The 22537-nt window shown below is 67.8% G+C and carries 24 protein-coding genes; 13 read left to right on the top strand and 11 right to left on the bottom strand.

Annotation, left to right across the window (positions count from 1 at the left end):
* Positions 1–44: 44 nt before the first annotated feature.
* The 4 genes from ACOQFL_RS11095 to ACOQFL_RS11080 form a co-directional block, all read right to left on the bottom strand.
* Positions 45–1226 (bottom strand): THUMP-like domain-containing protein, encoded by a 1182-nt coding sequence (locus ACOQFL_RS11095; RefSeq protein ID WP_435544047.1) that lies wholly within the window; start codon positions 1224–1226, stop codon positions 45–47.
* 12 nt (positions 1227–1238) lie between these two features.
* Positions 1239–2021, bottom strand: a complete 783-nt coding sequence (locus tag ACOQFL_RS11090) for an enoyl-CoA hydratase/isomerase family protein (RefSeq protein WP_435544046.1) — start codon at positions 2019–2021, stop codon at positions 1239–1241.
* Between the two features lie 348 nt (positions 2022–2369).
* Positions 2370–2561, bottom strand: coding sequence for a DUF397 domain-containing protein (locus ACOQFL_RS11085; RefSeq protein ID WP_435544045.1), 192 nt, complete (start codon positions 2559–2561; stop codon positions 2370–2372).
* Entirely contained in the window at positions 2545–3411 is an 867-nt protein-coding gene (locus tag ACOQFL_RS11080) for a helix-turn-helix domain-containing protein (RefSeq protein WP_435544044.1), read from the bottom strand. The genes ACOQFL_RS11085 and ACOQFL_RS11080 overlap by 17 nt, the downstream gene beginning before the upstream one ends.
* Before the next feature lie 348 nt (positions 3412–3759).
* On the opposite strand from ACOQFL_RS11080, the gene ACOQFL_RS11075 reads away from it, so the two are divergent.
* The 6 genes from ACOQFL_RS11075 to ACOQFL_RS11050 all read left to right on the top strand — a co-directional run bounded on the left by ACOQFL_RS11075 (position 3760) and on the right by ACOQFL_RS11050 (position 6205).
* On the top strand, positions 3760–3963 hold the full coding sequence (locus ACOQFL_RS11075; protein WP_435544043.1) for a hypothetical protein: 204 nt from the start codon (positions 3760–3762) through the stop codon (positions 3961–3963).
* Complete coding sequence (locus tag ACOQFL_RS11070) at positions 3956–4183, top strand: hypothetical protein (protein WP_435544042.1); 228 nt, start codon at positions 3956–3958, stop codon at positions 4181–4183. The genes ACOQFL_RS11075 and ACOQFL_RS11070 overlap by 8 nt, the downstream gene beginning before the upstream one ends.
* 170 nt (positions 4184–4353) lie before the next feature.
* The gene (locus ACOQFL_RS11065) at positions 4354–4533 is read left to right on the top strand and encodes a hypothetical protein (protein ID WP_435544041.1); all 180 of its coding nucleotides are present in this window, start codon (positions 4354–4356) and stop codon (positions 4531–4533) included.
* A 214-nt stretch (positions 4534–4747) separates the two neighbouring features.
* Complete coding sequence (locus tag ACOQFL_RS11060; protein WP_435544040.1) at positions 4748–5005, top strand: hypothetical protein; 258 nt, start codon at positions 4748–4750, stop codon at positions 5003–5005.
* A 1-nt stretch (position 5006) separates the two neighbouring features.
* Positions 5007–5741: a DddA-like double-stranded DNA deaminase toxin gene (locus ACOQFL_RS11055; RefSeq protein ID WP_435544039.1), complete on the top strand. Its 735-nt coding sequence runs from the start codon at positions 5007–5009 to the stop codon at positions 5739–5741.
* On the top strand, positions 5738–6205 hold the full coding sequence (locus ACOQFL_RS11050; protein WP_435544038.1) for an Imm1 family immunity protein: 468 nt from the start codon (positions 5738–5740) through the stop codon (positions 6203–6205). The genes ACOQFL_RS11055 and ACOQFL_RS11050 overlap by 4 nt, the downstream gene beginning before the upstream one ends.
* Before the next feature lie 447 nt (positions 6206–6652).
* Here the strand turns inward: ACOQFL_RS11050 and ACOQFL_RS11045 are convergent, their stop codons facing one another.
* Positions 6653–7420: an ABC transporter ATP-binding protein gene (locus ACOQFL_RS11045; protein ID WP_435544282.1), complete on the bottom strand. Its 768-nt coding sequence runs from the start codon at positions 7418–7420 to the stop codon at positions 6653–6655.
* Between the two features lie 240 nt (positions 7421–7660).
* On the opposite strand from ACOQFL_RS11045, the gene ACOQFL_RS11040 reads away from it, so the two are divergent.
* Positions 7661–8824 carry a hypothetical protein gene (locus ACOQFL_RS11040; protein WP_435544037.1) on the top strand — a complete coding sequence of 388 codons (1164 nt, stop codon included), beginning with the start codon at positions 7661–7663 and terminating at the stop codon, positions 8822–8824.
* An 84-nt stretch (positions 8825–8908) separates the two neighbouring features.
* Here ACOQFL_RS11040 and glgP read toward each other — a convergent pair whose 3' ends face one another.
* Positions 8909–11470, bottom strand: a complete 2562-nt coding sequence (gene glgP / locus ACOQFL_RS11035; protein ID WP_435544036.1) for an alpha-glucan family phosphorylase — start codon at positions 11468–11470, stop codon at positions 8909–8911.
* Positions 11471–11541: 71 nt separating this feature from the next.
* On the opposite strand from glgP, the gene ACOQFL_RS11030 reads away from it, so the two are divergent.
* Entirely contained in the window at positions 11542–12960 is a 1419-nt protein-coding gene (locus ACOQFL_RS11030; RefSeq protein WP_435544035.1) for a neutral zinc metallopeptidase, read from the top strand.
* A gap of 291 nt (positions 12961–13251) precedes the next feature.
* A complete protein-coding gene (locus ACOQFL_RS11025) occupies positions 13252–14712 on the top strand; it encodes a neutral zinc metallopeptidase (RefSeq protein ID WP_435544034.1) in 1461 nt (486 codons plus the stop codon).
* 156 nt (positions 14713–14868) lie between these two features.
* Here the strand turns inward: ACOQFL_RS11025 and ACOQFL_RS11020 are convergent, their stop codons facing one another.
* Positions 14869–15768, bottom strand: a complete 900-nt coding sequence (locus ACOQFL_RS11020) for a tetratricopeptide repeat protein (protein ID WP_435544281.1) — start codon at positions 15766–15768, stop codon at positions 14869–14871.
* 365 nt (positions 15769–16133) lie between these two features.
* Between ACOQFL_RS11020 and ACOQFL_RS11015 the strand changes: the two genes are divergently transcribed.
* Positions 16134–16391 carry a hypothetical protein gene (locus ACOQFL_RS11015; RefSeq protein ID WP_435544033.1) on the top strand — a complete coding sequence of 86 codons (258 nt, stop codon included), beginning with the start codon at positions 16134–16136 and terminating at the stop codon, positions 16389–16391.
* 316 nt (positions 16392–16707) lie between these two features.
* Here the strand turns inward: ACOQFL_RS11015 and ACOQFL_RS11010 are convergent, their stop codons facing one another.
* Positions 16708–17013: an MTH1187 family thiamine-binding protein gene (locus tag ACOQFL_RS11010; RefSeq protein WP_435544032.1), complete on the bottom strand. Its 306-nt coding sequence runs from the start codon at positions 17011–17013 to the stop codon at positions 16708–16710.
* 171 nt (positions 17014–17184) lie between these two features.
* Between ACOQFL_RS11010 and ACOQFL_RS11005 the strand changes: the two genes are divergently transcribed.
* Entirely contained in the window at positions 17185–17685 is a 501-nt protein-coding gene (locus ACOQFL_RS11005; RefSeq protein ID WP_435544031.1) for a MarR family winged helix-turn-helix transcriptional regulator, read from the top strand.
* A 92-nt stretch (positions 17686–17777) separates the two neighbouring features.
* On the opposite strand, the gene ACOQFL_RS11000 is transcribed toward ACOQFL_RS11005, so the two are convergent.
* Positions 17778–18137: a DUF3817 domain-containing protein gene (locus tag ACOQFL_RS11000; protein ID WP_435544030.1), complete on the bottom strand. Its 360-nt coding sequence runs from the start codon at positions 18135–18137 to the stop codon at positions 17778–17780.
* Between the two features lie 113 nt (positions 18138–18250).
* Between ACOQFL_RS11000 and ACOQFL_RS10995 the strand changes: the two genes are divergently transcribed.
* Positions 18251–19594, top strand: coding sequence for a DNA polymerase IV (locus ACOQFL_RS10995; RefSeq protein WP_435544029.1), 1344 nt, complete (start codon positions 18251–18253; stop codon positions 19592–19594).
* Between the two features lie 149 nt (positions 19595–19743).
* Here ACOQFL_RS10995 and ACOQFL_RS10990 read toward each other — a convergent pair whose 3' ends face one another.
* Entirely contained in the window at positions 19744–20589 is an 846-nt protein-coding gene (locus tag ACOQFL_RS10990) for a hypothetical protein (RefSeq protein ID WP_435544028.1), read from the bottom strand.
* 89 nt (positions 20590–20678) lie between these two features.
* Positions 20679–21866, bottom strand: coding sequence for an acetyl-CoA C-acetyltransferase (locus ACOQFL_RS10985; protein WP_435544027.1), 1188 nt, complete (start codon positions 21864–21866; stop codon positions 20679–20681).
* Between the two features lie 217 nt (positions 21867–22083).
* Here ACOQFL_RS10985 and mce point away from each other — a divergent pair, with 217 nt between their 5' ends.
* Complete coding sequence (gene mce / locus ACOQFL_RS10980) at positions 22084–22521, top strand: methylmalonyl-CoA epimerase (protein ID WP_435544026.1); 438 nt, start codon at positions 22084–22086, stop codon at positions 22519–22521.
* Positions 22522–22537: the final 16 nt, after the last annotated feature.

Here is a 22537-nt window from a genome sequence, read left to right as displayed (position 1 = left end):
ACATCACGGGCCCGGCAGTGACCGTGCCGGGCGGGCAGCCGGTATCAGCCCGTCCCGGCCTGACACAGTATCGCCGTGGGGGTTCTGCCCACGCGGGTGAGCACCACGGTGGCCGCCGCGTCGCCGGAAAGCTTGAGCCTCCGGCGCAAAGCGTCCGGATCCACGTCCAGGCCACGGACCAGAATCTCCAGCCGCCCGACATCGTGGCTACGCAGCAGCGCGCGCAGGCTCTTCTCGTTGTACTTGCCGTGCTCGAGCACTCGGAACGCCCGCACTCCCGGCGGTGGTGTCTTGCCGGTCAGGTAGGCGATGCGGTGATCGAGCTGTCCCAGGCCGTAGCGGGCTGCGTACTGCCGGACCAGCCCGGCACGCACCACGGCGCCGTCCGGATCAACCAGCCACTCCCCGATCGCCCGCTCCGGGCAGTCGTCCGGCTCGACGTCGGTGACGCGAAGCTTCGTCCCGCCCGACTCGTCGAGCAGGGTGGCCCCGCGCCGAACCCCCGGTTCGGCCAGTTCGCCGAACCACAGCGACGCCTCACGCACCTGCCCGGCGAGTGAGACCAGCTCGATCTCGGCTCGTTCCGGCACCGCCTCGAAATCCAGTCCGGGCGCGCACTTCACGACCAGGTCGCGGTCCCGGTAGGTCTCGACCAGCTCCCGCAGCGGCGGTTCCAGATCCTCCGGGCTCCACTTCCTTCGCCCCGCGCCATCACGGCGGCCCGGATCGGCGACCACCGTGCTCGCCGTGGTCACCGGTCGTAGTGCGTCCGCCCGCACCAGCATCGGTTCGACACCGCGCGCGGCCAGGTTGCCGCGGGCCATGTGGAGTCTCACCTCGTCGCGATCGGAGCCGACGAAGCTCCGTGCCAGCGGTGCGATCTCCGCGAGATCCGCACCGATGGAACAGGTGACGTCGTGCACGTCCCTGCCCGCCAGTCGGGCGGCACGGTGCGCGGCGACCGAACCGGTCGTGGCCTGCTGCAACGCGGTGTCGGTGAACAGCCATTCCGCGGCGTCGCGCAGCTTGGCGCCTGCCCTACGACGCAGCGCGACGGTCTCCAACACCGCGGCGGCGTACCGCTCGCCCGCGACCTCCCGGGCGGCTGCCGTGTCCGCCAGGCGGGAGGAGTCGGTCAGCGGGAGTCGTGCGACCCGTTCCAACGCCTGCCGTCCCGGTGCGGAACGCAGAAACGCGACGTCGGAAGGGTCGAACCGGTATGCCACGACGCCGCCTGATCAGTTGCCGGTGAACTCGGCCTTGCCGGGACCGTTCTCGATGAACGAGCGCATCCCGATCTTCTGGTCCTCGGTGGCGAACAGCGAGGTGAACAGGTGGGTCTCGATCCGTAGTCCGGTGTGCAGATCGACCTCCAGTCCCTCGTCGATGGCCCGCTTCGCCGCGGCGAGCGCGTGGACGGGGCCGTTGACGAACTGTTCGGCCCAGCGGCGCGCGGCGGTGTAGACGTCCTCGGCGGCCACGATCTCGTCCACCATACCGAGCGACAGCGCCTCCTGCGCCTCGACGAACCTGCCGCTGAAGACGATCTCCTTGGCCTTGCTCGGACCGACCAGCCGAGCCAGTCGCTGCGTACCACCGGCACCGGGGATCACCCCGAGCAGGATCTCGGGCTGCCCGACCTTGAGTCCCTCGGCGGCGATGCGGCGGTCGCAGGTGAGCGCCAGCTCGAAACCGCCCCCGAGTGCGTATCCGGTCATGGCGGCCACGGTGGGCTTGGGAATCTCGGCCACCGCGGTCAACGCGGCGGAGAGCCCGCTGCGCTCCTTGCTCGCCATCTCGGTGGCCGACTTCTCCGACATCTCCTTGATGTCGGCACCGGCCGCGAACACCTTCTCGCCGCCGTAGACGATCACCGCACGCACGTCGTCACGCTCGGCGGCCTCGTTGGCCACCTCCAGAATCTCGCGCTCGACCTGGCTGTTGAGCGCGTTCATCTTGGGCCGATCCAGCCGGATCGTGCCGATACCGCCGTCCACTTCGAGCCTGACGAACTCACCCACGTCGCAACCTCCTGAAAACCTGTGAAAACGCGCTGATCCAACCACGAACGGTGCCGCAGGCTACCGCGCTCGAACACCCGCCGCGCCCGTGGCCTCGGTCACAACCACCGCATCCGGACTTCCCCAGGAGGTGCCGGAGGAGATCACGAGGACGAGATCGAGACGGTAACGCGGGCGCACGGAGAACTCGCCACAGCGCTCCGGACGATATTGACCACGCCGCGGTTGGACCCCGGGACGTACGTGCGTGACACCGAGTATTCCGCTCGGAGCGCGGTCCGAAACGAGTGGCCCCGGTGGAGCGCGAGCCCGGGACCACTCTGTTGCCGGGCTACTGGATCACTTGGATCACTCGAACCGCTCGCTCTTCACGGCGTCGATGAACGCGGCCCACTGGGTGCCGGTGGTGGTGAAGTATCCGGCCGAGCGGTCCTTGGTGTCACGCACCGCCGCCCCATTGCCGATGCGGCCGATTTCGACGCAGCTCGTCCGCTGATGCGAACGGCTGGACTTGCGCCAGCCTTCAGGATGTGCCGTCATTGCTGTCATCCTCCATTTCGTCTGCACGGCTGGCGATGAACTCCACGGAGGCATCGGGGCTCATCGCCACCTCGTGCAGATTAGTAACCGCTTCCTGGTAGGCGTGAGCGTTGCCCGGGGTGTGCAACGACACCGATGAGTGGTACTGCTCCATGTGCACGATCGGCGTTGCCTTCGGGAACTCGAACAGGATGAACGAGCCCATGTGCGCCGGATGCCACATGGTCGCGCCGCTACGCAGGATACGAATCTCGATATTGTCCGCGTCAGCCATTTTTGCCAGGTGGCGCAGCTGTTCGACCATCACCTCACGGCCTCCGATCGGATCATCGAGTACGGATTCCGTGATGATCGCCACGAAGTGCGGAGCGTTTCGCGTGGTTAGGATTTCACGCCGTCCGATGCGCATGAGGACGCGCTGCTCACGCTCGTCGACGGGCAGCATACGCATAATGGCGCGTGCGTAATCCGAGGTCTGCAGAAGTCCAGGGATCACACCGGTGGCGACATCGGTGATGCGTCTGGCGCTGCGCTCGAACTCGATGAGCGTGGTGAGTTCCTTGCGCGGCCCGGAGGACCCGGTCGACAACCAATCGGGCTGATCGGCGTCGCGAGCCATCTCGATCAGGCGTTCGCGTTCGGCCGCTGATACGCCGAGCGCTCCGAGGTACGCGGCGACGAGCTCCGGATTCGGAACCGTGGCACCGGTTTCGTATCGCTGGACTTTGACGTGGTTGGTTTCGAGCTCGCGTGCCACGGCTCGCAGAGTGAACCCCGCGTTCTCCCGGATTTCCCGCAGCTCAGCACCCAGTGCTCGCGCTTTCGGTGTCCCGCCGCTGTTACGTGCCATGTAACAACCGTATCCACAACGGGTGGTTGTGCACCATCACCTGTTTAGGCCATTGCCCAAGTTGGACGAGTAAATCACTCTGGTACGCGTACCAAATCTGGTTACTGATTCTATTGCAGGAAGGGACACGAACATGCCGCAGAGATATGACTTTTCCGACCCCGGCGAACGGGCGAGGTGTGTTCATGAGGCCGGCCCGAGCTCGGTGCGGGTGTGGATCTCGCCGCACACACCGAGGGTGATCCAGATCGACACGCCGACGGTCTACAACCGGACACGGTGGACGCTCGGGCAGGCTCGGTACCTGCGCGCGGTGCTGGACGCGGCGATCCGGGTGGGAGAGCGGGCATGAGTCCCGGCGAGTTCGCGATGTGGGTCGCGCACGAGCAGTGGCGCATGGAACAGCTCTCGCACGACATCGCCGGGCGGCTGGCCACCGGACGGCAGTGCCGCGAGGCCGCCGAGGTGTTCGAGCGGATGGCCGACCGCCTCCGGCGCTACGCCGACGAACTGGACGGGACCACCGTCGTCGACGGGGACACCGATGCCTGACGAGGTCCGGGCGGATGCGGCGTTGACCGAGATCATGCCCGCCCTCGGCGGGGGCCGGTTCTCGCACTGGCGCGGCACGTTGCCGCTGCCGGCCGTGACGAAGCGCCGTCCCGGAAGCAGCGACCTCCCCGGTCGGCCCGCGACGGACAGCCCGCTCGCGCTCGACGGCGCGGACCCGGACCTGCTCGCCCGCGTCCTCGCTGGACTGCACGCCCTATGAACCACGGCCCGGCACTGTCGAGCCCCGACCTCCGGTGCCGGGCCGTCCGCCGCCCGGCCGGTCTCTCCCCTTCCCCGTCCGGCCGGGCGGTTCCAACCACCACCGAGGAGACGAAAATGGACCTGCCCGAGATCCTCGAACCGCTTCCCGGCACCTGACGTACCCGGGGTTTGCACTGGCACGGCTACCTGCTGCCCGCTGTGACCGGGGTCAGGGAACGCAGGTACCACACACCGAGCGAGGTGCTGACGGATCCGCACCACGCCGCCGTGTGGGGCGCGGAAACCATCCGCACCCACAGCACCCGCGACGTGTTCTTCAGCTGGAACACCCCTGGGATCACACGCTGAACGGCGAGGACGAACGCGACAGTTCTCGCGGTCGGTGGGTACTCACCAAAGGTGGCGACGTCGACGCCGTGATCGAGACAGGCAGTCGTCGGATGTGCCTCTACGTCGACCCACGCATCCCCCGAGCAGTGCCCACAGCAATGGAACCGTCCACGGCCGGGTTGCGGCTGTTCGACACTCTGACTGTCGTGGCCGCCTGGTAGGAGAAGTCGTGATGTTCGACGAGATCCGTGGACAGCTTCAGCAGATCATCGACACCGCACCAGCCGGCGAGCTCCAGACCGTGCGGACCACGCTCGACGAGCTGCGTGGGCAGTTGAACCAAGTCGCCGGAACCAGCACCAACCACGACGTGCAGCAGGCGACGCGACTGTTCGGCATCGCCTACGAGAAAGCAGGCGAAGCCGCGCGGGCAGCGATGGAAGCCGCCGACCACGTCAGCACCTTCTCAACCGTGCTGCGAGGAGCCTGATATGTCCCACGTGGAAGACATGGGCAACGCCCTCAGTGGGATGCTCGGGCGACTGCCACCCGAGCAGCTGCACCAGGCACGGGCCTGGATCGAGGAATACGCCCTACCCACCCTGACCGAGATCGGCCAGGGCAGCACCTCACCCGAACTGGCCGAGGCCATGGCGCTGCTCGAACAGGCTCGCGAGCTCATCGACGACGTGCTCGCCCTGTCCGACAACACCCGCGGACACCTGGTGAACTACCTCGCCACCCTCGGCATGAACGGTGACCAGCCTTCGCCGAGCCTGCCCCATCCCTCGACCCTCCCGCGCATTCCTACCGACACGTCCCGCGACCGATCATGGATCAACCAGGTCCGCGAACGGCTGCCCGAGCACACCGGAGGGCAGACCACCGGACTCATTTACGACCAGGACGGAAACGAACTCACCGAAACCAGCGGACGCGAAGAGGTCTCCGACCGCGCCCGGCTGAACCTGCACGATTCCACCTGGTTCAGCACGGACGATCGCGGCGCTCCCGCCGTCTTCACACACGTTGAGGTGAAATACGCCCAACGGATGAAGGAGCGCGGGCAGACACACGGCGTGATCGTGCTGAACAATCCGATCTGCGACATGGAGCGAGGATGCGGCGCGGCCGTGCAAGCCATCCTGCCCCAAGGATCCACGCTCGTGGTGTGGGAACCCGGCACGACGAAACCGATCGAATTGCGAGGAAAGGCTCGACCGTGACCAGCATCGACACACGCACAGTGGTTACCGTGGTGTTTCGCCACCTGTTCCGATACGCGTACACATCTGACGAGATCGCCGAGCTGATCGAGACCGTCCTCACCGAGCCGCCGTTGCCGATCTGCGAAATCTACGTGTGGGACCGTCCCTGCCGGTCGATCCGCGATGAGGACGGCCCTGCTTTCCCCGAGGACGGCCGGTTGCGTATCGCCTGCCCTGCCGACCAACCATGGGCGGCGTTGAACTACATCAACCCCGGAGCGCCGGACGGTGCGCTCGTCGACAGCTACAACCCCCACGCCACCGAGGCCACGCCCCCACTGCTGTTCGACCCCGAAGGCGACCTGTGGTTCCCAGCCTCTGCCTCGCTGCCCCTCGAGCAAGCCCGCGAAGCCATCACCGAGTACTGCCGCACTGGCACACGACCCGAATCCGTGCGGTGGCAACCCGGACAGTGGTACTGACCTCAGCCATCGATTCGGAGCGAAAGTGATTCCCACAGCAGGAAAGCGCTGTTAAGATCGCAGGCCACGAAGTGTAGGCCCCGCGCACGCGGGGATGGACCCGCTTCGCCCAGCACGGACAGCGCGTTGGCGGCGTAGGCCCCGTGCACGCGGGGATGGACCGTGCATCCCCCAGAGGTCGAACAGTGCACCGGAGTAGGCCCCGCTCATGCGGGGACGGACCCGGTGGCCATGTTCCACCAGCTTCGAGCGCTCCCCGCTCCGGGGCGGGGAGCGCCATCGACTCACACCCGCCAGTTCCCGGGTGGAACGGCCAGCCGTTCCGTCCCGTGCCGCTGTGCGGGACTTACCTCATGTCGCGCCCACCCGGGACGAGACCGGCTGGGCGCGAGCAGGCGGGAGATTCCGCCGAGCGAGCGTCCCGACGCCCCGATCGGAAGGCTTCGATCAGTCGCGGCGCGTCGCGAAGTAGCGATCCCCGGTGCGCTGCAACCGCAGGTCCTGGCCGAAGGTCTCGGAGAGGTTCCGCTCGGTGAGCACGTCGTCGAGCAGCCCCTGCGCGACCACGCCGCCCTCGCGAAGCAGCAGTGCGTGGGTGAATCCCGGCGGGATCTCCTCCACGTGGTGCGTCACCAACGTCATCGCGGGCGCGTCCGGGTCGAGGGCCAACGCCGAGAGCCTGGCGACCAGGTCCTCGCGCCCACCGAGATCCAGCCCGGCAGCGGGCTCGTCCAGCAACAGCATCTCGGGATCGGTCATCAGTGCCCGCGCGATCAGGGCCCGTTTGCGCTCCCCCTCGGAGAGCGTGCCGAAGGGCCGATCGGCCAGCTCTGCGATACCCATACCGCGCAGCAGTTCCTCGGCGCGCTCGGTGTCGATGTGGTCGTAGTCCTCGTTCCACCTGCCGACCACCGCGTAACCCGCACTGACCACGACGTCGCGCACGAGCTCCTCGGTGGGCATCCTCGACGCCAACGCGGCCGAGCACAGCCCGATGCGAGGGCGCAGCTCGAAAACGTTCGTGTTGCCGAGTCGCTCACCGAGCACGTCGACAGCGCCCGTGGTGGGGTACATCTCGGCACCGGCGAGCTTGAGCACGGTCGTCTTCCCCGCACCGTTGGGCCCAAGTACCACCCAGCGCTCGTCCAGCTCGACCGACCAGTCCACATCGGTCACGAGTGTGTTCGCCGCCCGCCGGACACTGACGCCATCCATCCGGATGACCAGGTCGTCCACGTCTACCTCCCAGCCCTGACCGGCCGTTGTGCGCTCGTTGGTCGACACGCGCTTCGCCTCCGCCGCGGACGGGCGGGGTCTCCGCGTCCGCGCTTGTCATTGTCCCGCTCGTCCGGTGGGGCTCCTCCACCGGGAGACATCCTCACCGGCCACGATATGCCAGTTTTTCCCACGAAATCGACGGCCGATTCCAACGGGGACGAGTAACATCCCCCGCCCGTGCACTCCTGGTTGAGACTACTCGGCAAACCCTGGTTCGTGGCGGCGACGGTGGCCCTGCTCGGACTGACGACTGTGGAAATATCCCTGGGCAACGGCATTCTCGGTGTACTCGCGGCGGTGGCCGGGGCACTGCTCGGCACGATCGTGCTCCCCATGTGCACCCGGACGGGCCTACTGCTGGGCTCGTTCCTCCTCGGACTGCGGGTTCGACACATCGTGTTCGGGGCGGGACGCCGAGTCGGCACCGTACACGCCGGACAAGTGGAAGTGACCTTTCGCACATTGCCCGTGGTGCTCAGCGCGGACATCGGCCCACGGCGGGAACCGGTCATCGCGCGTTGCTGGGCGGCCGGAGTCGTCTCGGCACTGTTCGGGGTGGCCGTGGCCGCGGCTGGTTGGTTCGGCATCGGAACGCCGTGGTGGGACGGTTTCGCGCCGGCCGCGACCGCGGTACTGCTGTATCAACTGATCCCCGGCAGGACGCCGTTGCGCACCTCGACGGGATGGCTGCTGTTCGGGCTCCCTCGACAGGACGAGCAACGCGCGCGGGAGTTCCGCGCGGGCGCTTACGCCGCCGAGGCACACGCGCTGCTGCAACGCGGTGAGCTCGACCGGGCGCAGGCCGTGGTGGACGAACTACACGGGATCGCACCGGAGTCGCACAGCGCGCTGTCCTGCCGGGTGACCATGCACGAGGCGCGTGGTGAGTTCGGCACGGCCACCATGCTGCTGCTGGAACGGCTTTCCGAGCAGCCACCGCCGCGACGAGAGATGTGCTACACGCTCGCGGGGCTGGCCGGACTGGGACTGGCCGCGGCTGAGGCGGGCCAACTGCCCGCCGCCGACATCGTGCCCACGGCAGAGCAGGCGCTGCACGACTCCGTCCGGCTGGGCTTTCCCGCCTTCGAGCTCAGCGGAACGTTCGGTCTGCTCGCGCTGTCGCACGGGGAAACGTCGGAGGCGGTCCGGTTGTGCGGCACCGGCGCGGAGTACTCGACCTCGGCCACCAGCCGTGCGGACAACCTGGCAACGCTGGCGAGGGCGTACATGGCCGAGAACGAGAACGGGCGGGCCCGCGAGACGCTGGCCGAGGCGGAACGCCTCGCGGACTGGTGGCCCCGCGTCCGCTCGGTGCGGGAACGACTGGACGTGGTGGGTTGACCGGTGTTTCCGCGGTCGACCCGTGTGGGCGCGGCACGGTAGTACCGGGGCGAGACCACTCAACGGGCGATTCACGACAGGCGATCACGACTTCTCGTCGGCGGGCACCACCTTGCCGAGCTCGGCGGGGCTGGAAAGCAACCGGTGTTTGGGCAACACCCGCACGGTGTAGCCGGCGGGTCCGGTGTGCGGCAGCGTCACGGTGGCCTGATAGCCGCCGTCGGCGACGCAGCGCATCGAGGTGGTGACGAAGTCGCGCAGCTCGTCCGAGTCGTCCACCCTGCCCACCACGACCTGCACGGTCACGTCGGAGTCGTGCAGCCCCGCGAGCTCCACCAGCGCGCGCACGGTGATCTTGCCGCCGAGCAGCGGGGTGGAACCGTCCTCGACCGACATGTAGGTGTCGGTGACCCGCACCGCGCTCCACGCCTCGTCCAGCCGCTCCCGGTAGCTCGCGATCTCCTTCGCCCCCCGGTAGTCGTTCGCGGTGGCGGCCTGCACCGAGCGAACCGCGGGCGAGTAGTGGTTGTCGACGTACTCGCGCACCATGCGGGAGGAGTGCACCTTGGGCCCCAGCGTGGCCAGCGTGTGCCGCACCATCGACATCCAGCGACCGGGCAGGCCGTCGCTGTTGCGCTCGTAGAACATGGGGGCGACGTGTTCGGTGATCAGTTCGTAGAGCGCGTTGGCCTCCAGATCGTCCCTGCGTTCCGGATCACTGACCCCGTCGGCGTTGGGGATGGCCCAGCCGTTGTGGCCGTCGTACATCTCGTCCCACCAGCCGTCGCGCACCGAGAGGTTCAGCCCGCCGTTGAGCGCGGACTTCATACCGGAGGTTCCGCAGGCCTCCAGCGGACGCACCGGGTTGTTCAGCCACACGTCGCAGCCCGCGTAGAGGTACCTGGCCAGTGACATGTCGTAGTCGGGCAGGAAGACGATGCGGTGGCGCACCTCGGGATCGTCGGCGAACCGGACGATGCGCTGGATCATGGCCTTGCCGCCCTCGTCGGCGGGATGCGACTTGCCCGCCACCACCACCTGCACGGGACGGTCCGGATCCAGCAGCAGGGCGCGCAGCCGCTCGGGATCCCGCAACATCAGGGTTAGCCGCTTGTAGGTGGGCACTCTCCTGGCGAACCCGATGGTCAGCACATCGGGATCGAAGACCGAGTCACACCAGCCCAGCTCCAACTCGGAGGCACCGCGCTGCAACCAGGCATGCCGCAGCCTGCGGCGCACCTCCTCGACGAGCCTGCCACGCAACGAGCTGCGCAGCTCCCACAACAGCGAGTCGCTGACCGGCTCGATGCCACGCAGTCCCGCTCCCTGATCCATCTCCGACTCGCCGATCAGCTTGCCGAGCTCCCGCGCCGACCAGGTGGGGCCGTGCACGCCGTTGGTGACCGAGGAGATCGGGATCTCCTCGGTGTCGAAACCGGGCCACAGGCCGCTGAACATCCGTCGGCTGACACCACCGTGCAGTTCGGAGACGCCATTGGCGCGCTGGGCCAACCGCAGCCCCATGTTGGCCATGTTGAAAGTACCCGGCTTGTTCTCGGCACCGAGTTCGACGACCTTGTCGGTCGGAACTCCGGGAAGCAGTGACTGCGCGGAACCGTCACCGAAGTAGTGCCGAACCAGGTGCACCGGGAACCGGTCGATACCCGCGGGGACGGGGGTGTGGGTGGTGAACACGGTACCGGCGCGGACCGCGGCCACCGCCTCGTCGAAGCCGAGACCGGGATCGGCCAGCAGCTCGCGGATGCGCTCCAGCCCGAGGAATCCGGCGTGGCCCTCGTTGGTGTGGAACACCTCGGGGGCGGGTGTCCCGGTCAGCTCGCAGTAGGCGCGCACCGCGCGCACCCCACCGATGCCCGCGAGGATCTCCTGCCTGATCCGATGACTGGCGTCCCCGCCGTAGAGTCGGTCGGTAACTCCCCGCAGATCGTCCTCGTTGTCGTCGACGTCACTGTCCAGCAGCAACAGTGGGACGCGCCCCACCTGGGCCTTCCAGATCCGAGCCCGCAGCAGCCTGCCCTCGGGGACCGCGACGTGCACCATCACGGGCTCCCCGGAGGGGCGGGTCAACAGCTCCAGCGGCAGGCCGCGCGGATCCAGCACCGGGTACTGCTCCACCTGCCAGCCCTCGGGGGAAAGCGACTGCCGGAAGTAACCGGAACGGTAGAGCAGCCCCACCCCTACCAGCGGAAGCCCCAGGTCGGAGGCCGACTTGAGGTGATCGCCGGCCAGCACCCCGAGTCCACCGGAGTAGTTGGGAAGCGCCTCGGTCAGCCCGAACTCCATCGAGAAGTACGCGATAGACGAGGGCAACGGTGTTCCCTCGTCGCGGCGTTGCTGGTACCACCGCGGCACCGTGAGATAACGACGCAGGTCGTCGTCGACGGCACGGCAACGAGCGAGGAAGTCCTCGTCCGCGGCCAACCTGTCCAACCGCTCCGCGGGTACCTCGGCCAGCAGCCGGAGCGGATCGCCACCGACCTTCGTCCACACGTCCGGTTCGACGGAGGCGAAAAGATCCTGGGTGGGCGGATGCCAACTCCAGCGCAGGTTTATGGCCAGTCGGCCCAGGGCCTGTAGGGAATCCGGCAGGTGCGCACTGACGGTGAAGCGACGAACGGCTCTCACGGACGCGCAGGGTATCTCGCCGGGACACGAGGGCCGAACCACCCACGCGCGAAACCCGGCGTGCGAACCTGGTGTACGTGCCCACGGGAGCCCGCCACAACCGCGTTCTCCGCGCGAACCGTGCCGAAACGAACCCGCGAACCTCGACGGGGGCGCGGACCCCCACCCGCTCGGGGAACCCCGTTCGGGCAACACGGCGTCGGAGCCTGGCGCTGTTGCCGATGGTGTTGCTGGCGCTGCTGAGCGGTTGCACCGTGGTCCGAAGCACGCCCGCCCCTGATCCGGGTGTCGTTCGTCATGCCGTGGCTCCCTCATTCGTGTTCGGGACCGATTCCTCCGCCGTGGACGAACTGGCGGCGACGGTGGTCACTGACGCGCAGGACTACTGGGAGGGCGAGTTCCGTCGACTGTTCGGACGGGACTGGCACGATCTGGACGGCGGCTTCTTCTCGGTGGACACCACCGACGAGAACGCCACACCACCGCCGTGTTCGGCCGATGTGACGGAGCTGACGGGCAACGCCTACTACTGCGCCGCCGTGGACGCGATCGCGTGGGATCGCGCGGCGATGCTGCCGGTGCTGCGGGACCACTACGGACAGTCGGCCGTGGTGCTGGTGCTGGCGCACGAGATCGGGCACGCGGTGGCACATCGGCTCGGCCACGAACCCGCGTCAGGCGAACGGAGCCCGTTGCGGATCGAAACCACGGCTGACTGTTACGCGGGCAGCTACGTGCGGTGGGTGGTCGACGGCGATTCGCGACGGCTGCGAATGGACTCGGCCGAACTGGACGCCGCGCTGCGAGCACTGATCAACTTCGCGGATCCGGTGACCCGAAGCGGCACCGACGCGCACGGCACCGCCTACGAGCGCACGGGCGCGTTCCAGGACGGTTACACGAACGGCCCGCGAACGTGCGCCACAGAGCACGAGCTCAGCGGTGAGTGGTCGGCCGGAGGCGGCTCGCGGGGCAACCGCGACGTGACTGAGCTGTTACGGGAGCGGGTTCCCGCGGCACGGGACTTCTTCGGCAGGCTGGTGGAACGACGGGGCGGTCGGTGGAACCCGCCGAGAGTGCTGGCCTCGGAGGTGGCCGGATGCGAGGGGCCCGCGATCCTCACCGACTGCGGCGGGAACGTGCTCGCGGTCAACCGCGAACGCCTACGACGTTCGATCTACGAGCTCGGTGACCAGGCCGCCGAAACGCCGCTGATCGGCGCGTTCGCCACCGCCGCGGCACGGGGGACGGCTTCCGGGACACCGGAACGGCGGGGGCTCCGTGCCGCGTGTCTCACGGGTGCCTACACAGGTCACCTGGTACGCGACACCGATCGCGCCGCCGGCTCGGACCTGAACGAGGCGATCCGCGCCGTGCTCGCCGGTGATGCGGCGCGCCGGGAGGTGTTCGGGGCGAGCACGGCCAGTGGCTTCGAGGAGTTGCGGGCGTTCCGGGGCGGGGTGAGCGGTACCGCGAAGTCCTGTTCATAGTATGACCTCGTCGGCTCGGATGTCCGCTCTGCCCGGTTGGCGGAAGCTCTCGCGGGCTCTCGAACCGGCGAGCCCCGACATCGGGTAGGCACGCGCCGGAAGCGGCGTGGGTACCGGGTGGCGACCCGCTCGGAACAACACGTCGTGTTGTGCAGCCCGGGATTCACTGGGTTCTCGACCGGATGCGCCTGGGGAAATGTGGGCAGGATTCATTCGCTACGCTGCGCGTGGCGCTCTGCCGAGCCCAGGTGGGGGACAGGACCCGAGCGATTTCGAGGATGGGACACGTCAGTGGGACGAAGCTCGACGACGCGGCGCCTGCTGGCAGGATCGGCGGCCGCCGTCGCACTGTGTTTGTTGGTGACGGGGTGTTCCCGTCCGGTCGACGGAATTCCGACCGCCAACGACGAACCGAAGGTCGATACGGTGGCCGGGCTGCCCGCCAGCGACGGCCCGAGTGGTCGCAAGCCGGGCGCGACGGACGCGAAGCTGCCGGTTGTCGGGAGTACCGGTGGTGAGATCGACACCCTCGCGGTCGACACGGTCGCCGATGTACGGGAGTACTGGAAAACCGCCTACCCCGACACTTTCGACGGCACCGCGTTCCGCCCGATCGCACGGTTGGTCTCGTACGATTCACGGAACACCGACAGACGCGTCTGCGGACAACGGCTGGCCGGATTGTCGAACGCCTTCTACTGCCCGCGAAGCGACACGATCGCCTGGGACCGCGGGGTGCTGCTGCCGAAGCTGCGCAACACGTTCGGACAGATCGCCCCCGTCACGGTACTGGCACACGAGATCGGGCACGCGGTACAGCACCGGGCGGGTCTCGTGGACGAGGACACGCCGACGCTGGTCAGTGAACAACAGGCGGACTGCTTCGCCGGGGCGTTCTTCCGGCACGCGGCGGAGGGCTCGGCACCACACATCCGCGTATCGACCGGTAACGGACTCAACACCGTCATGGGAGTACTCAGCTACATCCGGGACATCCCGGGGCGGACCGGCTTCGCGGATCCCCAGGCGCACGGCACCGCGTTCGACCGGGTTTCGGCGTTTCAGTACGGCTTCAGCGACGGCCCGAGCCGGTGTGCCGAGATAACCGAGAAGTCGGTCACGGAACGAACCACCCAGTTCCACTTCTGGAAGGACAAGCAGGAGTCGGATCTTCCGGTGGAACCGGACAACATCCGAGCCGTGACGCGGAGTCTGCGGAAGGTCTTCAGCGAGACCGGGGTCGCTCCCCCGCGGGTGGTCGTCGGTTCCCGCTCCTGCACCGAAGTCGACAGCACCGAGCCGGTCTCGTACTGCGTGGAGACCAACACCGTCTCGGTTCGACTGTCGGGGCTGCGGGAGCTCGCCCAGCCACCCACGAACGGCGAACGCGCCTCGGGCTACGGAGACTTCGCCGCCTACGCCCAGCTGGCCTCGCGCTACACGTTGGCCGTGCAGGAGTCCGCCGGACTGTCGCTGCGGGGGGACGCGGCGGGGCTGCGTACCGCGTGTCTGGTGGGCGCGTGGAGCGGCCTGCTCGTGGAGGACCCGATCGGGCAGCGCAATCCGGTCGGCAAGCTGCGAATCGCCCCTGGCGACGTTGACGAGGGCGTGGCGGCGCTACTGGGTGATGACAGCCTGATCGCCGCAGACGTGAGCGGTGAACAGGTACCTGCCGGCTTCCCCCGGGTGGAGGCGTTCCGCATCGGTTTCCAACAGGGGATGAGCCCCTGTGCTTCCGAGTACGGCACCTGAGCGCGGAGTCCCGGCCTCGCTCCTCCGGCACGAGTCAGGTGGCACCTGCCGCCGAGCTCGTTTCCGGGGAGGAAAGATCGGAGCCGGTACGCGAGAGCCCGGTGTCTCGACCGAAGCCCCCGGCGACCCTCGCCGGGGGCCAGCATCCCGCTCGGATCAGAAAAGCGCGCTGGCCAACGAGCGCCGCGCGTTGGCGACTCGTTGATCGCCCTCCGGGAACAGCCCGAACATCTCCAGCAGCTCCTCGCGGACACGATCGCGGTCCGCACCGGAAGTGCGGCGGACCGTAGCGATCAGCCGGTTGAAGGCGTCCTCCACGCGCTGTTGCGCCAGTTCGGCGTCGGCGGCGGCGAGCTGTGCCTCGACGTCGTCGGGAGCTCCCTCGGCACGCTCGATCGCGCCCGGGTCGGCGCTCTCGGCACGGGCGGTGAACCGGACCTGCGCGAGTGCGGCCTTGGCCTGCTCGTTGTCCGGCTCCGCGTCGAGGATCGCCTGGTAAGCCTGTTCGGCGGCCGCGTACTCACCGCGTTCCAGCGCCTGCTCGGCCGCGGTGAACCGGGAGTCCTCCTGCTCCTCCTCGGCCGCGCCCGCGCCCTGCTCGGCGGCACGGATACCGGGAAGCTGATCGCGCTGCGAGTCCAGGATGGAATTGATCCACTGCCGGATCTGCTCCTCCGGCTGCATGCCCTGGAACGCCTCGACCGGTTGCCCGCCGGCGATGGCGATCACCGTGGGGATCGACTGGACACCGAACAGCTGCGCGATGCGCTGGTTGTTGTCCACGTCGATGGTGGCCAGCACCCAGGAACCGCCGCCCTCGCCCGCGAGCTTTTCCAGGATCGGGGAAAGTTGCTTGCACGGCTGGCACCAGGTCGCCCACAGGTCGACCACGACCGGCACCTGCATCGACCGGTCGACCACCTCGGCCTGGAAGTTGGCCTCGGTGACCTCGACGACCGAAGCGCCCGCCCCACCGGACTCACCACCGGAGCCCGCGGACTTCGCCTGGGCATCGGCCCGGTTCTTCAACCCCGACAGGTCGACCGCCCCTGCCATGGAGGCGGCGGCCGCCGAGCTCTGCGCTGCATCGGAATTCTGGCGTGGATCAGGCCGTGTCACACCCCCATCGTGCCACGTCGCCAGTGGCAAGCGGTGCACACCCCGACCCACCGATCCGGGCCCGTGAAGACCCCGAAATCGATCACCGAGCGCATTCAAGCAGGCATTTTGCATCTCGACCGAGTTAGCTTTGCTCACTCGATCAGGGGCATCTAGCGAAAATCTCTAATCTTCGAGCGGGACAGCGTCGAAACCCACTCACGAGTCCGCGAGCGGCGCCGCACCGTGCGGTGCCCCGCAACTCCGTAGGGACTCGATCGGGATTTTTCCCTACCCACAAGTTCGACGAGAGGTATCAGAGAGTGCGTATTGCAACCCGTGTTGCCGGTGCAGCAGGCGTCGCCACCCTGGGCATGATGACCATGGGCACGGTCGCGTTCGCCGACACCAAGGACAACGACGGCATCAACGCGGTGGACGACAACAACATCAGCGCGGTGCCGATCCAGGCGTGCGGCAACAATGTCGGCGCCGCCATCGGAGTCGTCGTCAACCTGCTGTCGAGCCAGAACTCGAAGTGCGTCAACGCTCCGGTGGTCGACCACCCGCTGTCCAAGTGAGCTGACGGAGCTCCGTCGGGCGGCCCGAGGAGCGTTTCGTTCCAGAAGCGTTCCGAGGCCGCTCCGTGAGTCGTCCGTCGCGGCGGGTGAATCCGCCTCGTACCGGTGAACCGCAGGACGCGGTTGGCGTCCTCACGGACCCGGGACGTCACCGCCGAGGGGATTCGCGGCCCGCCGCGGCGGGCACTTTCACGGCACGCGCGTCACTGGGCGCGCGTGCCGATGGCCGGTTCTACTCGTCCGGCTTTGGCTACCCGGCTTTCGGGACCCAGCTCCCGGTTGTCGACCTCGCTCGGCCGAACCACCGGAATCGATCTCAGCTGCCGCCTTCGAGCTGCTGTTCGACGCGCTCGACCTTCTCCCGGAGCTGGTCGGTGTGGCCCGGTCGAATATCGGCCTTGATCACCAGACTGGTGCGGGGTGCCCTGGCCGAGACGGCCTCGGTGGCCCGCCGAACCACGTCCATGACCTCCTCCCACTCGCCTTCCACGGTGGTGAACATGGCGTTCGTCTCGTGCGGTAACCCGGACTCGCGCACGATCCGCACCGCCTCCGCGACAGCGGCACTCACGCTGTCGGAGTCCCCCGCCCCGGAAGGGGCCACGCTGAATGCGACCAACATGTGTGTTTCTCCTGACTACGAAGTCTCGTTCTCCTCGGGCTTCGCGGAGGGGTACCGCGACGAACCTATCGGCGCCCCGTGGCGCACGTGTCGGACCCGCGCCGAATACGGCTACAACGAACACCCCACATCGCCCGTTCGTGCAACAGCACGCTGCTAGCGTCGAATGTCATGAGCCCCCGCCAACCGCTGCCATTCGATCCCATAGCTCGCGCGGCCGAGACCTGGTCGCAACGTATCGGTCCTTCGTCGACGATGGCCGCGGTGACCAGCATCATGCGGGTCCAGCAAATCCTGCAGTCGGCGGTCGACTCGGCACTGCGGCCGCACAATCTGACTTTCGCCCGCTACGAGGCGCTCGTACTGCTGTCATTCTCCCGGCAGGGAAGCCTTCCGATGCGTGTCATGGGGGATCGGCTGCAACTGCACCCGACCAGTGTCACCAACATCGTCGACCGGCTGGAAGCCGACGAACTGGTGCGACGCGTCCCCCATCCGACCGATCGACGTACAACGCTGGTGGAGATCACCGAACACGGCCGCACGGTCACGGACAAGGCCACGGAATCGGTCACCGACATCGACTTCGGACTCTCGGGCATCACCGAACGACAGACACAGCAGCTCACCGATCTGCTCGGCAAGGTCAGACAGGCTTCCGGGGACTTCTGACCGCATCCCTCCGGCCCACTCGTTCAAAGCTCGTCGAACGGAACCATCCGGTGAGTACCGCTCCCGGATGGGAGGACATCGGGTGGGCGCGGTCAGTTCAACGCACGCAACGCGCCGACCAGCCTCGACAAGGACGTGGGCCCCAACGGTTCCGGCGTGGTGAGCAGCCCGCGTCGCAGCGCCCAGCGCTCGAAAACCACCGATCCGAACGGCGGTACCGAGGCGATCAGGGCGAGCACCAGCACCCGGAAGCTCCACCGCAATGGCCCGTACATCACCAGGCTGACGACTACGTAAGCGGTGAACACCAGCCCGTGAATCCACCCCATGACGGTCACGGCCTCGGGAAAACCGAACCCGTACTTGAGCACCATCGCGAGCAGCAACCCGGCCCACGAGACAGCCTCGGCGACCGCGATCAATCGGAACCATCCGACACCAGTCCTGAGCACGACCTCACCGTATCGTGGGAGCTGCCCACCTCGATGTCCGGTATGCACCGGTGGGGACGTGGCATGTGCGCACCGGACTGGTCGTTGTCGGTGGAATTTCGTTCAATGGCGGTATGACTCGTTGGGTGCTGCACTTGGACATGGACGCTTTCTACGCGTCCGTGGAACAGCTCACCCGCCCCACGTTGCGCGAGCGGGCCGTGCTCGTCGGTGGAACGGGACCGCGCGGCACCGTGGCGGGAGCCAGCTATCCGGCGAGGAAGTACGGAGCTCGCTCCGCCATGCCCATGTCGGAGGCCAGACGCCGATGTCGCACCGCAGTGGTGCTACCGCCGCGTTTCCGGCTCTACCGGGAGGTAAGCGAGCGGGTCTTCACGATAGTCAGGCAGCTTTCCGAGCGATTCGAGCAGGTTTCGATCGACGAGGCGTTCCTGGAACCGTTCGAGTTGGCCGGATCCGCTCCGGAGGTCGTGGCGGAATTCGCGGAGTTCCTTCGCACCCGGGTGGCCGCCGAGGTCGGAGTGCCCGCGTCCGTCGGGGCCGGCTCGGGCAAGCAACTGGCCAAGATCGCCTCGGGAATGGCGAAACCGGACGGCTCGATGGTTGTTCCCCCCGACGGAGAAAAGGAACTGCTGGCCGAGCTGCCGGTCCGCCGGCTGTGGGGCATCGGCCCCATCGGTGAGTCCAAGCTGCGTCGTATCGGGGTGCAGACGATCGGTGAGCTCGCGGCACTGAAACTCGGCGACGTGACCTCGTTGCTGGGGCAGGCGCACGGCACCGAACTGCACGAACTGGCCCACGGCATCGACGAGCGAGCCGTGACCGAACGGGCCGAGGCCAAACAGGTCAGTGCCGAGACGACATTCGACATCGACCGCACCGACTCAATCGGGCTGGCGGGGGAAATAGTCGGCATGGCCGAAGCCGCCCATCGACGGCTGGTGGCCTCCGAACGTGCCGCGCGCACCATCACCCTGAAGGTGCGTGACGCCGACTTCAGCACCATCAGCCGGTCCGAAACACTGTCCTCGGCCACCACCGAACGCGAGGAGCTGGTGGCCGCCGCGCGACGGCTGGCCGGGATCGCGCTCAGTCCCGGAGTGCCAGTACGGCTGGTCGGGGTCTCGTACTCGGGACTGACCGTCGCCGAACAGGCCACCCTGTTCCGGGTTCCCGAGACCGAGGAGAACGAACACCCGCAGGTCTCATCGGAACCACCTCGCACACCCACGCCCGCCGTCGCTACCGAGGGACGACAGTGGCACCAGGGCGACGACGTGAGCCACCCCAGCTGGGGCCACGGCTGGGTGCAGGGCTCCGGCCACGGCCGTGTGAGCGTGCGGTTCGAGACGTCCGCCACCGGCCCCGGCAGGATGCGCACCTTCGACATCGGGGACCACGAACTGGTGGCGGCCGATCCGCTCGACAGCCTCGAGGGAACCGACGAACCAGCCTGACCGCTGGGTCGGCGACCGGCGCGCCGGTACCCGTGCACCGCTCCGCTCACGGTGACGCTTCGATGATCATTCCGGATCCGGCGATTTCGCGAGAAATTGACACCGCCCCGGCCGCACCGCCACGTAACCCGCGTGGAGCAAGGTCACGATCAGGTTTCGGGTGACGGGAGGCGCCTGCGATAGTTCCCCACCCAGACGCGCGGCGCGGCGGCTTGAACGGCCTGTTCCAACCGCTTGGGAAGCCTGCTCAGTACCGGCAGGTGGAATCGGTAACGCACCGAGGGCAGTCCCTGCATGGGTGGGGACTCCTCGACCCGCCAGCGCTCCAGCTCCGGGTGCCTGCCGGGAAAGGCGGAATCGGCTGGGAACAGTTCCAGACAACGCCGACGCTCGGGGTGGACCAGCCTGCGGTTCTCGATCGGGCGCAACGAACCGATCCCGGCCGCCGCCACCTCGTCCCAGGGCACCGCGAACACCTCGCCACTGGTGCGGGGGCAGATGCCGCGCTGGTCCACCAGGAATCCGCGACCACTCAACGACCCCTTGGCCGAGGTGATGAACCAGACGAAGCAGACCCCGAACACGAGCTGCCAGATCCACAGCCACACCCCACCGGGGGAGTCGACCAGCGCTGCCGCGCACAACACGGTCAGGAAACCGCTGCTACCGCCGCCGACCGCGAGATTGCGGAAGGCCGCGGCGCTGACGTCGATGTCTCGGGCGTGCTCACCGAGCAATACGGCCGGACCGCCCGCACGTTCCGCGCCAGGTCTGTTCGGGTCACCCCCCGCTCGCCGCTGTACCCGGGTGGCCGGAGGATAGGCGTCCTGCCTGGTGCTCCCACCTCCCGAAGCGGAGGGCGGAGTGGGCTCCCCAGGGGGAACGTTACGACGTTCCACGACCGTTTCCTGCTGTGGAACCGTACGGCGCGGAGCCGTCCTTCCCTCCGGATCCACACGATCGGCGCGTTGCCATCCCCCGGGTAGCCACTTCATGCCGCCAGAATATCTTCACCGACGGTGTTCGGGCGGCACGGACCCACCGCCGGAAACGCCGACGATGGCGTGAACCCGAACACGTCCGGTCAGCTACGCGGTGCGTGCAGCAGCAGGGCGTCACCCTGGCCACCACCGCCGCACAGCGCGGCAACACCGTCGCCGCCCCCGCGCCGCCCGAGTTCGAGGGCGAGGTGCAACGCGAGCCGGGCGCCCGACATGCCGATGGGATGCCCGAGCGCGATCGCTCCCCCGTTGACGTTGACCTTTTCCTCGTCGACCCCCAATGCCTCGGTGGAAACGATCCCCACCGCGGCGAACGCCTCGTTGATCTCGATCAGGTCGAGATCGGTCGGCGCCACTCCCGCACGGTGGCAGGCTCGGTCGATCGCGTTCGAGGGCTGCTCGTGCAGACTGGCATCCGGTCCCGAGACCACGCCGTGCCTGCCGATCTCGACGAGCCAGTCGAGTCCCAGTTCCTCGGCCTTGGACTTGCGCATCACCACCACGGCCGCGGCCCCGTCCGAGATCTGCGAAGCCGTTCCTGCCGTGATGGTGCCGTCCGGATCGAAGGCGGGGCGCAGTTTGCCGAGACCTTCCGCCGTGGTGTCCCCGCGGATGCCCTCGTCGCTGTCGACGATCACCGGGTCGCCCTTACGGCGCGGCACTGTCACCGGCGCGATCTCCTCGGCGAAGACACCGCGTTCGGCCGCCGCGGCGGCCCGCTGGTGCGATCGTGCGGCGAACTCGTCCTGCCGGGCACGGGTCAAGCCGTAACGACCGTTGTGCTTCTCGGTGGAGGCCCCCATCGCGACCTGGTCGAACGAGCAGAACAGCCCGTCGTGGGCCATGTGATCGAGCATCCGCACATCGCCGTACTTGAAACCCTCTCGCGAATCGCCCAGCAGATGCGGCGCCCGCGTCATGGATTCCTGGCCGCCTGCCACGACGACGTCGAACTCACCGGCACGGATCTGCTGGTCGGCCAACGCGATCGCGTCCAGCCCGGAGAGGCAGACCTTGTTGATGGTCAGCGCGGGAACATCCATGCCGATTCCCGCCGCCACGGCTGCCTGCCTGGCCGGGATCTGTCCGGCACCGGCCGTGAGTACCTGCCCCATGATCGTGTACTCGACCTGCTCCGGAGCGACTCCGGAACGGCGCAGCGCCTCGGCTATGGCGATCCCACCGAGCTGGGCGCCGGAGAAGTCCTTAAGCGAGCCCAACAGCCTGCCCATGGGGGTACGGGCCCCGGCTACGATCACGGAACTTTCCACGGCTGCCTCCGATGCGGTGTTGGAAGTCTTGCGTAACGAACGGTCCGACGGGTCGACACCGGTCGGGCGGTCAACCACGGTTACCCCGTCCGGTCACCATGATGAACCGTGCCGACCGGCGGAACCATACCTGCACGGATCCGCACGATCCGCTGTGAGACGAAGCACACCGCTGTCACGTTTCCACCATGCCGCGTCGGCGGGTTAAGGTGCCGCCATGCGGGAGGAACTCGGTGAGCTGGTGACCGCGGTCGATCACGTGGGGGTCGCGGTGGCCGATCTCGACAGGGCGATCGACTTCTACCGGAACACCTTCGGTCTGGTGGCCACTCATCGCGAGACCAACCAGGAACAAGGGGTGCACGAGGCGATGCTGGCCGCCCCCGACTCCGCCGAATCGGACACGAGGCTACAGCTGCTGGCTCCGGCCGACGAGAGTTCCACGATCGCGAAGTTCCTGGACAGGAACGGCCCCGGACTGCAGCAACTCGCCTTCCGCGTAACCGACGTCGAGGCCGCCTGCACGATGCTGCGGAACAGGGATGTACGGCTGCTGTTCGAGACACCACGACGAGGCACCGCGAACAGTCGGGTGAACTTCGTTCACCCCAAGGACGCGGGTGGTGTGCTGGTGGAGCTGGTCGAACCCGCCTGAGCGCTCCGACCGTGTG

The organism is Actinopolyspora sabaoui, assembly GCF_051225635.1.
GTDB lineage: Bacteria > Actinomycetota > Actinomycetes > Mycobacteriales > Pseudonocardiaceae > Actinopolyspora.
Note: the sequence above shows the minus strand (reverse complement) of the source record. Positions and strands in the feature narration are given on the sequence as shown.

Excerpts from the sequence above, each read along its gene's own strand:
- ACOQFL_RS10995 (WP_435544029.1), top strand. The coding sequence starts at position 18,251 with ATGACTCGTTGGGTGCTGCACTTGGACATGGACGCTTTCTACGCGTCC.
- ACOQFL_RS11005 (WP_435544031.1), top strand. The coding sequence starts at position 17,185 with ATGAGCCCCCGCCAACCGCTGCCATTCGATCCCATAGCTCGCGCGGCC.
- ACOQFL_RS10990 (WP_435544028.1), bottom strand. The coding sequence starts at position 20,589 with ATGAAGTGGCTACCCGGGGGATGGCAACGCGCCGATCGTGTGGATCCG.
- ACOQFL_RS11075 (WP_435544043.1), top strand. The coding sequence starts at position 3,760 with ATGAGTCCCGGCGAGTTCGCGATGTGGGTCGCGCACGAGCAGTGGCGC.
- ACOQFL_RS11020 (WP_435544281.1), bottom strand. The coding sequence starts at position 15,768 with ATGGCAGGGGCGGTCGACCTGTCGGGGTTGAAGAACCGGGCCGATGCC.
- ACOQFL_RS11055 (WP_435544039.1), top strand. The coding sequence starts at position 5,007 with ATGTCCCACGTGGAAGACATGGGCAACGCCCTCAGTGGGATGCTCGGG.
- ACOQFL_RS11070 (WP_435544042.1), top strand. The coding sequence starts at position 3,956 with ATGCCTGACGAGGTCCGGGCGGATGCGGCGTTGACCGAGATCATGCCC.
- ACOQFL_RS11045 (WP_435544282.1), bottom strand. The coding sequence starts at position 7,420 with ATGGATGGCGTCAGTGTCCGGCGGGCGGCGAACACACTCGTGACCGAT.
- mce (WP_435544026.1), top strand. The coding sequence starts at position 22,084 with ATGCGGGAGGAACTCGGTGAGCTGGTGACCGCGGTCGATCACGTGGGG.
- ACOQFL_RS11060 (WP_435544040.1), top strand. The coding sequence starts at position 4,748 with ATGTTCGACGAGATCCGTGGACAGCTTCAGCAGATCATCGACACCGCA.
- ACOQFL_RS11080 (WP_435544044.1), bottom strand. The coding sequence starts at position 3,411 with ATGGCACGTAACAGCGGCGGGACACCGAAAGCGCGAGCACTGGGTGCT.
- ACOQFL_RS11085 (WP_435544045.1), bottom strand. The coding sequence starts at position 2,561 with ATGACGGCACATCCTGAAGGCTGGCGCAAGTCCAGCCGTTCGCATCAG.
- ACOQFL_RS11010 (WP_435544032.1), bottom strand. The coding sequence starts at position 17,013 with ATGTTGGTCGCATTCAGCGTGGCCCCTTCCGGGGCGGGGGACTCCGAC.